Source organism: Pseudomonadales bacterium (assembly GCA_024234165.1).
Lineage (GTDB): Bacteria > Pseudomonadota > Gammaproteobacteria > Pseudomonadales > UBA5518 > UBA5518.
Genome location: JACKOP010000002.1, coordinates 232,025 through 245,792, shown reverse-complemented (window position 1 = coordinate 245,792; position 13,768 = coordinate 232,025). Strand labels below are relative to the sequence as shown.

12 protein-coding genes and 5 pseudogenes are annotated in these 13,768 nt (G+C 64.7%); 5 read left to right on the top strand and 12 right to left on the bottom strand.

The window, feature by feature from the left end; genetic code table 11:
- Positions 1-48: 48 nt before the first annotated feature.
- The 12 genes and pseudogenes from H7A12_06870 to H7A12_06815 form a co-directional block, all read right to left on the bottom strand.
- Positions 49-231 (bottom strand): hypothetical protein, encoded by a 183-nt coding sequence (locus H7A12_06870; protein ID MCP5320530.1) that lies wholly within the window; start codon positions 229-231, stop codon positions 49-51.
- A 70-nt stretch (positions 232-301) separates the two neighbouring features.
- Positions 302-475, bottom strand: coding sequence for a hypothetical protein (locus H7A12_06865; protein MCP5320529.1), 174 nt, complete (start codon positions 473-475; stop codon positions 302-304).
- 39 nt (positions 476-514) lie between these two features.
- Positions 515-1,867 carry an IS1634 family transposase gene (locus H7A12_06860; GenBank protein MCP5320528.1) on the bottom strand — a complete coding sequence of 451 codons (1,353 nt, stop codon included), beginning with the start codon at positions 1,865-1,867 and terminating at the stop codon, positions 515-517.
- Between the two features lie 182 nt (positions 1,868-2,049).
- Positions 2,050-3,030 (bottom strand): annotated as a pseudogene (locus H7A12_06855) (AAA family ATPase).
- A 282-nt stretch (positions 3,031-3,312) separates the two neighbouring features.
- Positions 3,313-3,504 carry a hypothetical protein gene (locus H7A12_06850; protein ID MCP5320527.1) on the bottom strand — a complete coding sequence of 64 codons (192 nt, stop codon included), beginning with the start codon at positions 3,502-3,504 and terminating at the stop codon, positions 3,313-3,315.
- A gap of 130 nt (positions 3,505-3,634) precedes the next feature.
- Positions 3,635-4,210, bottom strand: coding sequence for a transposase (locus tag H7A12_06845; GenBank protein MCP5320526.1), 576 nt, complete (start codon positions 4,208-4,210; stop codon positions 3,635-3,637).
- Positions 4,153-4,269, bottom strand: a complete 117-nt coding sequence (locus H7A12_06840; protein ID MCP5320525.1) for a transposase — start codon at positions 4,267-4,269, stop codon at positions 4,153-4,155. Before H7A12_06840 ends, H7A12_06845 begins: the two co-directional genes overlap by 58 nt.
- A gap of 187 nt (positions 4,270-4,456) precedes the next feature.
- A pseudogene (locus H7A12_06835) lies at positions 4,457-4,767 on the bottom strand (transposase zinc-binding domain-containing protein).
- Positions 4,768-5,394: 627 nt separating this feature from the next.
- On the bottom strand, positions 5,395-5,886 hold the full coding sequence (locus H7A12_06830) for a DUF480 domain-containing protein (GenBank protein ID MCP5320524.1): 492 nt from the start codon (positions 5,884-5,886) through the stop codon (positions 5,395-5,397).
- Positions 5,840-6,899 (bottom strand): annotated as a pseudogene (locus H7A12_06825) (serine protein kinase RIO). The gene H7A12_06830 and the pseudogene H7A12_06825 overlap by 47 nt, the downstream one beginning before the upstream one ends.
- A 61-nt stretch (positions 6,900-6,960) precedes the next feature.
- A complete protein-coding gene (locus H7A12_06820; GenBank protein MCP5320523.1) occupies positions 6,961-7,134 on the bottom strand; it encodes a hypothetical protein in 174 nt (57 codons plus the stop codon).
- Between the two features lie 587 nt (positions 7,135-7,721).
- Positions 7,722-7,973, bottom strand: coding sequence for a hypothetical protein (locus tag H7A12_06815; protein MCP5320522.1), 252 nt, complete (start codon positions 7,971-7,973; stop codon positions 7,722-7,724).
- A 159-nt stretch (positions 7,974-8,132) separates the two neighbouring features.
- Between H7A12_06815 and H7A12_06810 the strand changes: the two genes are divergently transcribed.
- From H7A12_06810 to H7A12_06790, 5 genes and pseudogenes are all read left to right on the top strand, one after another.
- The gene (locus tag H7A12_06810) at positions 8,133-8,294 is read left to right on the top strand and encodes a hypothetical protein (protein MCP5320521.1); all 162 of its coding nucleotides are present in this window, start codon (positions 8,133-8,135) and stop codon (positions 8,292-8,294) included.
- A gap of 167 nt (positions 8,295-8,461) precedes the next feature.
- Positions 8,462-9,296 (top strand): annotated as a pseudogene (locus H7A12_06805) (CoA ester lyase).
- A 369-nt stretch (positions 9,297-9,665) separates the two neighbouring features.
- Positions 9,666-12,492 (top strand): annotated as a pseudogene (locus H7A12_06800) (class I SAM-dependent DNA methyltransferase).
- 3 nt (positions 12,493-12,495) lie between these two features.
- On the top strand, positions 12,496-12,645 hold the full coding sequence (locus H7A12_06795) for a DUF469 family protein (protein MCP5320520.1): 150 nt from the start codon (positions 12,496-12,498) through the stop codon (positions 12,643-12,645).
- 7 nt (positions 12,646-12,652) lie between these two features.
- The gene (locus H7A12_06790) at positions 12,653-13,264 is read left to right on the top strand and encodes a DUF469 family protein (protein ID MCP5320519.1); all 612 of its coding nucleotides are present in this window, start codon (positions 12,653-12,655) and stop codon (positions 13,262-13,264) included.
- Positions 13,265-13,768: the final 504 nt, after the last annotated feature.

Sequence of the window (13,768 nt, the reverse complement as noted above, 5' to 3'; positions counted from 1 at the left end):
GCAGCGCCCGGCGGCTGCGAGGCGCTGTGGCGACGGTCTGACGATGGCTCAGAAGACCGGGTCGGACGGCTCGTCGGGGATTGTGAGGGGCAGTTCGAGCTGGGTGCGCTCGGCGCGCTGGGCGGCGTACTCAGCGGCGGTGTGGCGATGGTGGCGACGGATCTGCACGAAGTAGCGCGACTCGAAGGCGCGGATCACCTCGTAGAGGAAGTCGAGGATGTGTGCCCCCAAGTTCCGCAGCTAATCACGCAAGTGTTTGATTTGACTTGGTGACGTAAGTCAAAATGCCACAACAAGCGCTTCAGGCGGGTGCTTTGACGGTCAAGGCCTCGAAGAGTTGGAGTTGCTGGGGTGTGATCTTGCCAATACCGGTCAGGTGTTGCGTGCCGATAGTGACGCGGTGCTGCTGGATTCGCCGCAGCAGCTCCAGCGCGGTCTTCGGGCTGTGGACGCTGCCGTGCTGCTTCAAGCGCATGCGCATCACCCGATACAGCAGCAGCGCGGGAGAAGCAGATCAGCGCGTGCGCGCGGATGCGATCCGGGAGGCGGTGGTACACCGGTGCAATCGCAAGGTCGCTCTTGAGCACCCGGAAGCCGCGCTCGATGTCGGCCAGCTCTTGTAGCGCTCGACGATCTGCGCGGCTGTAAAGTCCTCGACATTGGTCAGCAGTACCAGCTTGCCGTCGAAGGTCTCCGCGCGTGCGATGGCCGCCTCGTCGAGGGTATAGCTGAAGCGCTCGGCGTGGTATTGCGGCTTCACGAAGCGAGTCAACTCGGCCTCGGCAACGGCTTGCTGGAAGCGGCTGTAGGCACCGCGGTCGCTGGCCTTGCGGCCGCGTTCGGTGAGGCCTTTGTCCTGCGCGTCGAGCTTGGCGACAAGCTGGTCGGCGAAGGCTTCCAGTTCGGCGATGCGTTGGTGGCGGCTGGCCGTCTGCTCGGCCGCTCGGGTCGGATCGTGCGCGACCACCAGCCGGTGCTCGGCGAAGCGGCCTTCGGCCAGACCCTCGCCGAAGCTCATCGCATCGAGCGTGCCGCCCAGCTCTGCGTAGCGCCGTGCCGGCACCGCCAGATGAACTGCAACTTGCGCTCGGTCTGCCGGGCCAGCTCGCCGATCTGGGCGATGTTGTCCAGACTGAGCAGACCGCGGTCGGCGACCGTGGATCACCCGCTCGACCGGGAAGCGCGCCAGCACCTGTTCGAGCATGGCCTTGAGGGTGGCGGTCTCGGCAACGTTGCCGGCATGCACGGTGTGCATCAGCGGCAAACCCTCGGCCGACTGCACCACGCCCAGCACGAACTGCCGGGCGATGCCGCCAGTTTCCTTGTTCATGCCATAGGCACGTACATCCTCGGGAACATGGCCCTCGCCGTGGATGCGCACCGTGGTCAGATCGTAGAACACCACCGACAATTGCTGATCGAGCATCGGCCGCAACAGCTGGGCCACCTTCGCCTCGACCTTCCCGGCGCGATCCATCAGCGCATCCAGCGTGCGCAGCAGGTGATCGTGCGAGACCGCCTCGGGCATGCCCGGGATCGCCACCGTCTCCAGCCATTCCAGACAGCCGAGCTTGGAATCGGGTGCACACAGGCGGTTGAACACCATCGCCCGCACCATCGCCTCGGCATCGAATGCGCGGCGCGAGGAGCGCAGGGCCTGACGTACGGCATCGCCCAAACCCAGACTCGACCACAGTTCATTCAGGGCATGCACATCGCCCAGCGCCCGTGCCGAGTCGTACTCCGGCACGGGTGCCGAGATCGGCACGCGACCGAGCGCACGCTGCAAGCCGTGGATGAGTGGATCGAGTTTCTTGCCGTCCAGCTCATCCGGGCGACCGAGGTTGGCGACCACGCGCTGGCGCACCCCGGCCCGGTGCGGAAGCCTTCGACGAGTTGCAGGTAGCTCCGGCCGCCGGAGCGGGTGATGCGCGTACATGTGTCAACGCTATCACATGCCAACCCGCCATTAAAGCCATCAAAACGTTAAGGCGTGACACAACACGATTGTCTGGAAATCGGGCTTGCGGCACGCCCAAGTCGTTGAAATCATGGAGTGTGGCTAGCGGCGACCCCGCCAAAACCGGGCACGAAGTGCGGAACTTGGGGTGCCGCGCCCTCGTCGCTGAGCTGCTCGGGGAATCTGATGGGGTGGTGCCGGGACGATTTCATGGTTGCCGGCTCAAGCGCTGGTGAGCCGGGTGCGGCGCGTGCCGGCGGATTGCCCTGGGGCGTGAACACCGCGAGGTACAGCTCGTCGAGCTGGACGAGCCTCGCGCTGCGCGGCGGCGGCGAGCAGTTCCGCGGCCATGGTGGTGAGCGCACGGTAGTTACCCATGGCGTGGTCGCAGACGGTGTGCATCAGCTCGGGTGTCATCAGAGCGGGGGCGCCGGCGCTTGCGAGCAGGTGCTTCAGGCAGGCCAGCAGTTCCTCGCGGCTGGCGTACTCCAGCGAGAGGCGTGCGCGGATGCGCGAACCGAGCGGCAGGAGTTCGTCGCGGCGCAGCAACTCGTTCAGGCGCTGGTCGCCGGCGAGCACGACGCTCAGCAGGCTGCGCGAGTCGAAGTGCGCCGAGGCGAGCAGGCGCAACCCGAGAGCACGAGCGGGGCGACCTGTTGCGCCTCGTCGATCAGCAGCACGGGGCGAAGCCGCGTGCTCTCCAGATGGGCGATCCAGCGGGTGCGCAGGGCCTTGAAGCCCATCCAGCGGTTGTGCGGGCGCAGCTCCACGGCGAACAGATCACCGAGCTCGCGGTAGAAGTCGGCGAGGTTGGCGCTCGGGTGCGTGAGTGCGGCGACGGTCAGATTCGGCACGGGGGCGAGGCGCTCGGCGATCAGGCGCAGCGCCACGCTCTTGCCCGTACCGACGTCGCCGCTGATCAGCGCGAAGCCGCCCTCGCGCACGAGCGCGTGCTCGATACGCCAGGCGAAGTTCTCCACCGCCGGCGTGAGGCGCAGCGCCTCGGTGGGCAGTTCGGGCGAGAAGGGATTCCACTTCAGACCATAAAGGGCGAGCAGTTGCTTGTTCATCGCAGCGGACGCATAGGCAGGATAAAGCACCTGTCTGGCCGGAGCGATCCCGCTCGATACCCTGCCCGCCAGGCTGCAGCAGTGCTCGAATCGGGTCGAAGCAGCGGATCGTCGGCGTTCACAGCGTTCACGACCTGCCTGTCCTGGCCAGAGCACTCTTCCACACCCCGAAATCCCTCAACGAATCGCGCCACGCCCCACCTCGGCACAGCACCAGCCTCTGCCGATCGCCAGCGTCCCTGCTCCCAATCCACGCGCCTCGCGCAGGCGCCACTCACGCCATCACCGGCGGCCCTGTCGACAGCGGGCCACGCGCGGGCTCGACCTTTGCGCTCTCTCCCGCACGTGAGCCAGCATCCGCTCGATCAGCGCTGGGTCCTCGATGCTGGCAATGACACGGACCGCACCGCCGCAGCGCACGCAGCTCGCCACGTCGATGTCGAACACGCGCTTCAGCCGTTGCGCCTGTGTCATCGCTGCATGCCGCTCGATCGCCGACCTCCCGGGCTGCGCGGCTCCCCTGCTCCCCTGCCCCTTCCGGCCGGCGTCACCTCGGCACGCCAGCGGTGGTTCGGCGCGAGCACCCCGTGGTAGCGCGTCAGGTTTACGCGCGGGCGCGGCACCAGCGCCGCCGTGCGGGCGATGAAGTCCAGGGCTCGAACACCACATGCGTCGTCCCGTTCCGGTACGGCGTCTTGAGCAGGTACACCACCTTCCCCTGCACACTCACCGTGAGCCGCTGCTGCTCGGCCACCGCCGGGCGGGCGATGTACCGGCACAGCCGCTCGCGCACTTCGCGCTGGTGCGCCTCGCAGCCCACACCCGCGTGCAGGGAGAATCCATAGGCCTTCGCCACCCGCTCGTTTGTCGGGTCCTCGCCCGCCAACGGCGTGATCGTGCGCAATATCAGCGTTTTGCGCCCGGCCTGCGGGCCGAGCGCAATGCGATAAGTGACCGAACTGCCGATGAGCTGAGTCATTGCATCCGCGTCCTCAGCGGGGGGGCAGATCCAGCCAGCGGCATCGGCGTCCCGTGCGAGAAGGCCCATGCGCTCCAGCGCCCCACCGACCCGCTCGGCGATCTGCTGCACCGTGCACTCGAGTTCCTCCCGATCCGGCGCCTTCACCCGCCTGAAGCGCAGGTTTCGTCGGGACGCTGTGTATACACACCGTCCGTGCAGAGCAGGTGCAGGTGGATGTTCAGGTTGAGCGCGCTGCCAAAGCGCTGCACCAGCGTCACCGCACCGGTGGCGGCTTCCTTTGCGCGTAAACCCGGCCTTGTGCGCGAGGTGCGTCGCCAGCAGGCGGTAGATCACCTCCAGCGCCCGGGCGAGCGCCTCGGGGCACGAGGCGAAGAGAAAGCGGAGCGCGAACGGAAAGCTGATGACCCATTGTCTGAGCGGCAGCGCCGGCAGCACCTCGTCGGCCAGCAGCGCGGCGGTCTCCGCCATGCGCCGCGCGCCGCAACTCGGGCAGAAACCACGGCGCTTGCAGCTGAAGGCGACGAGTCGCTCGCAGTGACAGGACTCGCAGCGCACCCGCAAGAACCCATGCTCGAGCCGCCCGCATTTCAGGTATGCCTCGAATTCCTTCTCCACGTACGCGGGCAAGGCCTTGCCCTGTTCGCCCAAGTGTTCGACGAAAGCGGGTAGTGCCGCTCCACCAGCCGGTAGAGTTGCGTTTCCTCGGGGCGGTGGCGCTCGTAGACGAGTCCACTGGCGGCTTCTGCCGTGGGCATGCATCGGCTGCGCGTCCTTGCGCAAGCGGGTGGTGGTTCAGTCTGAAGACTGCTCCCCGCCAGCACAAGAACGGGGCGTGAAGCGCCGGACCATCGGCACGGATTCTCGGAGGCGAGTTACTACCTCTGGCGAGCGTTCACCCAACGCCAATGGGCACGGGGAACTGGATCGGGCATTCGTCGTTGAACCGCTGGGTACGGTTCAGCGGCGTGACGAATGGACCCTTCGAAGCGGCATGCGCCGATTGCGCAGGTTGGCCTGTTGCCGGGACAGTCACGTATTGCCTTTCGTACGCCGGCCGCAAGTCCCAAGGGTGAGTCAGCTCCGGTGGCTACAAGGCGAACTTTGGCAACAAAATGCGCCGCCGGCCAAGGATGGTGATGTCGTCGTGAGCTGGCCGAACCGCTGCTGGGTGGCACGGATTTCTTCACCCTGACGGGCGGCGAGAAAAAGGGTGGAATGGCTGGCTTCCGGGCGTACGTCCCGGGGCCGATGCGCAGTTTGTTTACACGGCCACCATCTCGGATCCGGCGGCTTATCGTGATGATGTCGTCGGCATGGTCAACGTCGCCCAGCGCGACATGGTGAGCCTAAACTGCCTTGGGCAGGGCCGGCTTGCCGAGATCTCAGGTCAGCAATCGACGTCGGATTTCGTCCACCGCCTGTTGCAGGCTTTCGACCTGCGCCTCGAGTTGTTGCACCCGCTCGGCGAGTCCGCTGCGGGGTGCGGCGCTGGCCGGCGTTTCGTCTGCAACCGGCGTGACCGGGACTTCGCCGCTCAATAGATGGGCCCAGCGTGCGTCACGCGTGCCCGGCAAACGCGGCAGTTTCACCACGAAGGGGCCGCTGAGGTTTTCGGCGAGGCTGTGCAGTGCGGTCTCGACTTCGCTCACCTCGGCGATGGCGGCCATGCGGTTGCAGCGGGTGCGCAACTCGCCGGGTGTCTGTGGCCCGCGCACCAGCAGTTCGCAGATGATCGCACGTTCGATGGCGGTGAACTGCAGGGGTCCGAACTCCATGTTGCAGAACACCTGTTTGTACTTGGTCACCCGTCCGCCGTAACCGGAACGGTCACTGACCAGATGTTTCTTCAGCAGTCCATCCAGCACCTGCTGCACCGTGGTCTCGGCGAGGTCGAGTACCGGGTCCCGGTTGCTCTTCTGGTTGCAGGCATTGGTGAGTGCGTTGAGCGACAGCGGTATTGCTCGGGTGTGGTGACTTCCTTTCCATCAGACAGCCGATTAGGCGCGCCTCGTGGGCCGTCAGTTCGATATTCATGCCTGCTCTGGCGGCTGCACGGCCGCGCTGACGGCGCAGTGCTTCGTCGCGCGCGTCCTCGATGGCGAGCAGGGTGGTGGCGACGTCGGCTGCGACCTCGTTGCTGACGAACTCGCCGCTGAGCACGCTGTCCGGTCGCAGCAGGCCCTGCTCGTAGAGCGCCCACATTTCCCCGGCAAAGCGTGTGCCCAGCAGTTCCGGTGCAAAGCGGCCGAGGGTGGCGGTGACGTTGTCGACGTCACGGGCCAGCATGGCCTGTGCGTTGTTGTTGCCCGATGCGCTCACCACCTGCGGCAGATCGATGATCACCGGGCCGTCGGCTGCGACCAGTATGTTGTATTCAGAGAGATCGCCGTGGATCAGGCCGGCACACACAGCATGCGCACGATCTGGCTGATCAGGAAGCGGTGATAGTCGCGCGCCAGCTCTGCTGACAGATCGACCTCACCTGTGTTGGGAGCCGAGCCGCCGTCGGCACTGGTCACGAGTTCCATCACCAGCACGCCGTTGAAGAAACCGTAAGGGGCGGGCACGCGCACGCCGACTGCCGCCAACTGGTAGAGCGCCTCGACTTCGGTGTTCTTCCGTGCGATTTCTGTTCCTTGCGACCATAGTTGGTGCTGCGGCGCATGGCACGGGCTTGCTGGCTGCCGCGCACCTTGCGGCCTTCCTGGTACTGCGCGCGCGTTCGGAAGCTGCGCTGACCCATGTCCTTGTAGACCTTGGCGCAGCGCAGATCCGCCCTGCATTGCACGACGTATACCGAGGCTTCCTTGCCGCTTTTCAGTGCACGGATGACCTCGCTGATCACGCCGTCTTCAATCAGTGGCTCGAGGCCTTTGGGAGTTTTCATGCAGCGCAAGATTACAGCAGTCGGCGGCGCTTCGGGCAGGCCCGGGATATCCAACCGGCACTCATCCCGGACGCCGTGTCGACAAACGCTGACCGGCTTCGTCCAGCGAGGGCTGACCGTCATGCAGGTCGTCACCGCGATCGAGCGTGGCGATCAGGTGTCGGGCCAGTCGCGCGCGGTCTTCCTGCGGCAGCTTCTGCGCCTCGGCTTCGAGCTGATAAACATCCCGATCCATGACTGGCGACTTCTAGGTCGCTGGCGCAGCCGTGGATCAATGTGCGAATCGGGCACCAGCGTCCGGAAACTGTGCTGCAGGGCTTCCTGCCCGAGGGTGCACAATCCCCACTGGAATTTTCGCGTACCGGCCGGCGGCTGGTTGCTGCTGACCGGCCCGGCCGCGTTGCAGATGATCGTCAGAGGGCGACGCAGGTTCCGGTAACCGTTGTTGCCATGAGCGCCTCCTCCAGTCGTGCGCCCCGCACCGAACAGGTGGCTCTTGAACGTCAGGCGGTTTCGGTCCATCTCGAACGGGGCGTCGATGCCGCACCGGAGCAGGCCGGCCTGCAGCCCTGCTGCTCTTCAGGGCCCGGCTCACAGCGGTGATCACGCCGTCGTCAGTCAGTGGCTCGAGGCCTTTGGGGGTATTCATGCAGCGCGGAACTATAGCAGCCAGCGGCAGCGATCATTGCTGCTTTGGTGTAGTGAAATGATGGACCGGCTAAAGGTTCGGCCAGTTCGGTTTGCCAGCGTTGGCCCGGGCATATTCAGGGGCTCGCTTCATGTCGCAACCTCAGTCCGTCTGTAAGCGGCCAAACCAGACCGTTATATCTTCCCGTATGCGAGAACTGATCTCATGGGATCGTGGGAGAAGCGTGTCTTCCATTCGCGCGGCGTGAGTTCGACGACACGGCTGGCCGGGTGCTCGCCGATGCGCTGCAGCACATCGACCAGTAGGCATACGGATCCACGCCGCAGCAGCCGGCAGGTCACCAGCAGACTCTGGATCACCGCCACCCGCTCGGCACCGATCTCGGTCCAACAGAACAGCCAGTTGCGCCGTCCGGTCGGGATCACCCGCAGGCCGCGCTCCGGTGTGATTGGTGTCGATCGGCACGTCGGGATCCGACAGGAACACCTTCAGACTCGCCACGCGCGCTTTCGCGTACTGGATGGCCTTGATGCTGGCGGCAGGGGCGGACACGATCGTGCTTGGTTGTACGCATTTTCCCTTCCTTGCTGCAGCGATTCAGGATCTGGTGGGCTTCGGCGTGGCGCATCATCGACCCGGGCGAGGCGGTGGCGCGTCGGGTCGAGGAGGTGCTGGTCGACCGGGTCGGTGGTGGTGGATCGTTGCTTTGTTTCAGCAGTGGCTGTGTCCACGAGCAGAAAAACTGATGAGCAGCCTGCTCGAGGAAGCCGTCGACGTGATGGTTTTGCCGGAAAGCTGCCACGTATCGGACCGAGGCATCTGGAGCCTGAACGCAGCGAGACTGGTGAGTGGGGGTGCACGGAATGAGTGAATCAGATAGGTTGTTTTCTGACTGCGCCGTTCGGCGCTCTATATGCCGGGATCGAACCAGCGCGCTCTGGCCAAGGCGCGTGAATTGCCCGCTGACGTGCTGATCCTCGATCTCGAGGATGCGGTCGCGCTGGCTGCAAAAGTCGAGGCTCGCGGGCAGATCATGGCGGCGCTCGACACGGGTGGTTATGGCGCGCGTGAGTTGCTGGTGCGCGTCAACGGGCTGGATACCGAATGGGGGCGACGATCTGCGTGCCTTCGCCAATGCGGGAGCCGATGGCCTCGTGCTGCCCAAGGTCTCGTCGGCTGAAGACGTCCTGCAGGCCGTGCAGCTACTCGAACGAGCGGGAGTGGCAGACGGATTGCGCCTGTGGTGCATGGCGGAAACCGCACGCGGCATTCTTGCCATCGACTCGATCGCCGGCGCCCATCCGCGCTGGCTGGAACTCTCATGGGTACCTCGGATCTGGCACGCGAACTGCGCGTGCGGCATACGCCGGAACGGCTGGGATTCCTGCCGGCGCTTGGTCAATGCGTGCTTGCTGCACGTGCCCATGGCATCGACATTCTCGATGGCGTGCATCTCGAGCTGCACGATGCGTTCCGCCTGCACGCCGCGTGTGTACAGGGGCGCGATCTCGGTTTCGACGGCAAGACACTGATCCATCCCGGCCAGCTCGGCGACGGCAAACGAGGTGTTCGCACCGGCGGCTGGGGAGTTGGCCGAGGCGCATGAAATCATTGCCGTTCGGCAGGACGCCCAGCTGCGTGGCAGCGCAGTGGTCGTGGTGAGAAATCGCCCGGTCGAGAACCTGCACGTGGCGCAAGCCGAACGCCTGCTCGCCGTTGCGGATGCCGTAGAACGCATGGGCTGGTGACTGCAGGCACGGCTGGACACGGATCGTAGGTCGCCATTCATACCGACGCTGCGGGCGATGGTGGCGAAATCCCGCCGGGTTGAAGAGGCTGTCGCAAAAGTCTCCTGCCGTCGATGTGGGCAGCGCGCGACGATACCTTCACACCGGTGGGCCATTTTCTACTTCTCCTTTGAACTGAGATCCCGGGCAAGAGCACCCCTTCAATTCAATTTTCCACACGTTTCAGAAACGAAGACCCTCTCTGCGAAATATTTTTCAGAACCCCGTCGAGGATTGGACGTCCGACGTCCGAAAAACGCCTGAGCGCACAATCAGCCTGTGTGTTTCCCCTACAATCATGCTTGCTGAATGCCAACCGACTCGCCCGACATGACCCCAGCCCAGTTCATCACCAAGTGGAAGGACAACCCGCTCTCCGAGCGTGCCGGCTCACAAGCCTTCTTCCTCGACCTCTGCAGCGTGCTCGGCGTGGAGCCGCCTAACGACCCCGACACCTACTGCTTCGAGCGCGGCGCCACCCGAACCGGCGCGGGCCATGGCTGGGCAGACGTCTGGAAGCGCGGACACTTCGGCTGGGAGAACAAAGGCCCCGGTGGGATCTGTCCGGCGCCTTGCGCCAGCTCATGACCTACGCCTCGCCCTCGACAACCCGCCGCTGCTGGTCGTCAGCAATCGCGAGATCACCCAGATCCACACCCACTTCACCGGCACGCCAAGCGAGACCTACACGATCCGCCTCGAGGACATCGGCACACCTGAAAACATGCAGCGCTTGCGCTGGCTGTTCACCGACCCTGAGAAGTTCCTGACCGGTCGAACGGTGCTCGATATCACCAAGGATGCCGCCGGCCGCTTCGCTGACGTCGCGCAGTCCATGACCGAGCGCGGGCACGATCCCGCGAAGATCGCGCACTTCCTCATCCAGTGCCTGTTCTGCATGTTCGCGGAGGACATCGGCCTGCTGCCGAAGAAACTCTTCGAGCGTGTCATCGCGAAGCGCCAAGGCGACCCGGCCAAGCTCGCGGTGTCGATGGCGGAGATGTTCCAAGCGATGCGCAAGGGCGGCGATTTCCTCCCGGAAGACATCGCCTATTTCAACGGAGGATTGTTCGAGCACGTGGAGGTGCTCGAACTCGCCCCTGAAGAGATCGGCGCCCTGCTCGCCGCAAGCCGCATGGACTGGAGCGCGATCGAGCCCTCGATCCTCGGCACCTTGTTCGAACGCGGCCTTGATCCGAAGGTGCGCGCCCCGCTTGGGGCGAATCCACACCGATCCGACCACAATCATGAAGCTCGTGAAGCCGGTCATCGTCGAACCGCTCGAACGCGAATGGGAAGCCGCCAAGGCTGTGGATCGCCCTCGTCGAGAAGTACCACGCCGGCGGAAAGGGCTCGCAGAAGGCCGAACAGGAAGCACAGGCGCTTTTTCTAGGCTACCGGAGCGGCTGAAGAACTTCCGTGTCCTCGATCCCGCCTGCGGCTCCGGCAACTTCCTGTATCTCGCGCTGCGTGCGCTGAAAGACCTCGAGCACTGGGCAAACCCGACGCCGAAGCGCTTGGGCTGCATCGCCAACTCACCATCGAAACCAGCCCCGACAACGTGCGCGGCATCGAGATCAACGCCTACGCCGCCGAGCTCGCCTGGGTGACGGTCTGATCGGTGAGATCCAGTGGATGCTCAAGCACGGCTACGACTGCCGCAGAAACCCGATCCTCGCGCGCCCGGATCACATCGAGAACCGGGACGCGCTGCTGAACGAAGACGGGAGCGAGGCCGAGTGGCCATCAGTGGATGTGATCGTGGGGAACCCGCCGTTCGTCGGGAACAAGAAGATGCTCGGGGAGCTGGGTGCGGAGTACACGGCCAAGCTTACGCGCGCTATTCGAAGGGCGCCTTCCGGGCGGCGTCGACCTCGTCACCTACTGGTTCGAGCGTTCGAGAGCACATATCGCGGCAGGCAAGTGCCGTTTTGCGGGACTCGTCACAACCCAAGCCATTCGCAAGGGCGCCAACCGCACAGCGCTTGATCGAATTGTCACCTCAACGCCGATTTTTGAGGCATGGAGCGACGAAGAATGGGTCAACGATGGCGCGGCTGTCCGGGTTTCCGGTGGCGTTCGGCGGAGAGGGTAACGCTAAGCTCGACGGCGCACCGGTCGCGAGCATCTACGCCGATCTCACTGCGTCAGATCAAGGCGTCGACGTGACCACTGCCGTGCCGCTTCAGGGGAATGCAGGCGTCTGCTTCATGGGCACAACGAAGGTCGGAGCATTCGACGTTTCCGGAGAGCAGGCACGGCAATGGCTCCAAGCCCCAAACCCGCATGGCCGCCCGAACAGTGATGTCGAAGCCGTGGGCCAATGGACAGGATGTCGCACGGCGGCCATCGGACACCGGATCATCGACTTCGGCGTAGATACAGCCGAGCAGGATGCAAGTCTCTACGAAGGGCCATTTGCCCATGTTCTGCAGCACGTTAAGCCGGATCGAATGGATCAGCGTCGCGATGCCTATCGTAACCGCTGGTGGATCCACGCCGAAGCGCGGCCCGGACTTCGCAAGGGGCTGGTCGGACGAGATCGGTTCTTGGCGACCTCACGGTAGCCAAGCATCGTTTTTCGTTTGGCTGCCAGTGACCGTCCTTCCCGACTCCCGCCTTTATGCAATCTGTCGCAGCGATGACGCCACGTTCGGCGTACTTCACTCAAGAATGCATGAGACGTGGTCTCTCGCGAATGCCTCGATGCACGGCGTCGGAAACGACCCCACGTACAATGCCAAGACATGCTTCGAGGCCTTCCCTTCCCACCGGCATGACACCTGCCGACACGGCCGCAGGCGCCCCCTGACCGGCCCCTGCAGCTGACGCGATCGCCACCGCTGCCCGCCGGCTCAACGAGTTGCGGGAGAACTGGCTGAACCCGGGCGAATGGGTCGATCGTATCCCGGAAGTCGTCCTGTGCTACCCTGACCGGCTCATCCACAAGCCCGGTCACGAGGCCGAGCTGAAGAAGCGCACGCTGACGAACCTCTACAACCAGCGCCCGGCCGGGCTTGATGGCGCGCACAAAACGCTGGACGCCGTTGTAGCTGCAGCCTACGGCTGGACGGACTACACGCCTGAGATGTCCGATGACGAGATCCTTCGCAGGCTGCTGGCGTTGAATTTGGCGCGATCACGGAAGGAGATTTAGAGTATGGGCGCGAGCGGATTCTTGATGTCGAATCGCGGTGTGCGGCGCATGAGTCCCCGGCAACGCAAGAAGCATCGTGTTGCCGAGTGGCGCGAGCTGGGTTTTCAGCTGAAGGTACAACTAAAAAGAAGGCAACGACGAGCCCGCGTTTGATGCGCTTATCGACGACCTGATCGTGTTCATCGAGGCGCGAGGCTTGCTGATGGGAGGTTTTGGAAATCCGAGTGAGCTTTGGCATGAATCGTTGATCTGCGCGGCGGGTCGTGGTTCAGCGTCAGATGAGGACCGATTCGCAGTGCGCAAATGGCTTTCAGGGCACCCAGCAGTTGAAGAGGTGCAGACTGGCGCCTTGGTTGATGCCCCGGTATGGTTGGGAAACGGAGGATTGACGCACAGGCAGGATAAAGCACCTGTCTGGCTGGAGCGATCCCGCTCGATACCCTGCCCGCCAGCTGCAGCAGTGCTCGAATCGGGTCGAAGCAGCGGATCGTCGGCGTTCACAGCGTTCACGACCTGCCTGTCCCGCCAGAGCACTCTTCCACACCCCGAAATCCCTCAACGAATCGCGCCACGCCCCACCTCGGCACAGCACCAGCCTCTGCCGATCGCCAGCGTCCCTGCTCCCAATCCACGCGCCTCGCGCAGGCGCCACTCACGCCATCACCGGCGGCCCTGTCGACAGCGGGCCACGCGCGGGCTCGACCTTTGCGCCTCTCCCGCACGTGAGCCAGCATCCGCTCGATCAGCGCTGGGTCCTCGATGCTGGCAATGACACGGACCGCACCGCCGCAGCGCACGCAGCTCGCCACGTCGATGTCGAACACGCGCTTCAGCCGTTGCGCCTGTGTCATCGCTGCATGCCGCTCGATCGCCGACCTCCCGGGCTGCGCGGCTCCCCTGCTCCCCCTGCCCCTTCCGGCCGGCGTCACCTCGGCACGCCAGCGGTGGTTCGGCGCGAGCACCCCGTGGTAGCGCGTCAGGTTTACGCGCGGGCGCGGCACCAGCGCCGCCGTGCGGGCGATGAAGTCCGTGGGCTCGAACACCACATGCGTCGTCCCGTTCCGGTACGGCGTCTTGAGCAGGTACACCACCTTCCCCTGCACACTCACCGTGAGCCGCTGCTCGGCCACCGCCGGGCGGGCGATGTACCGGCACAGCCGCTCGCGCACTTCGCGCTGGTGCGCCTCGCAGCCCACACCCGCGTGCAGGGGAGAATCCATAGGCCTTCGCCACCCGCTCGTTTGTCGGGTCCTCGCCCGCCAACGGCGTGATCGTG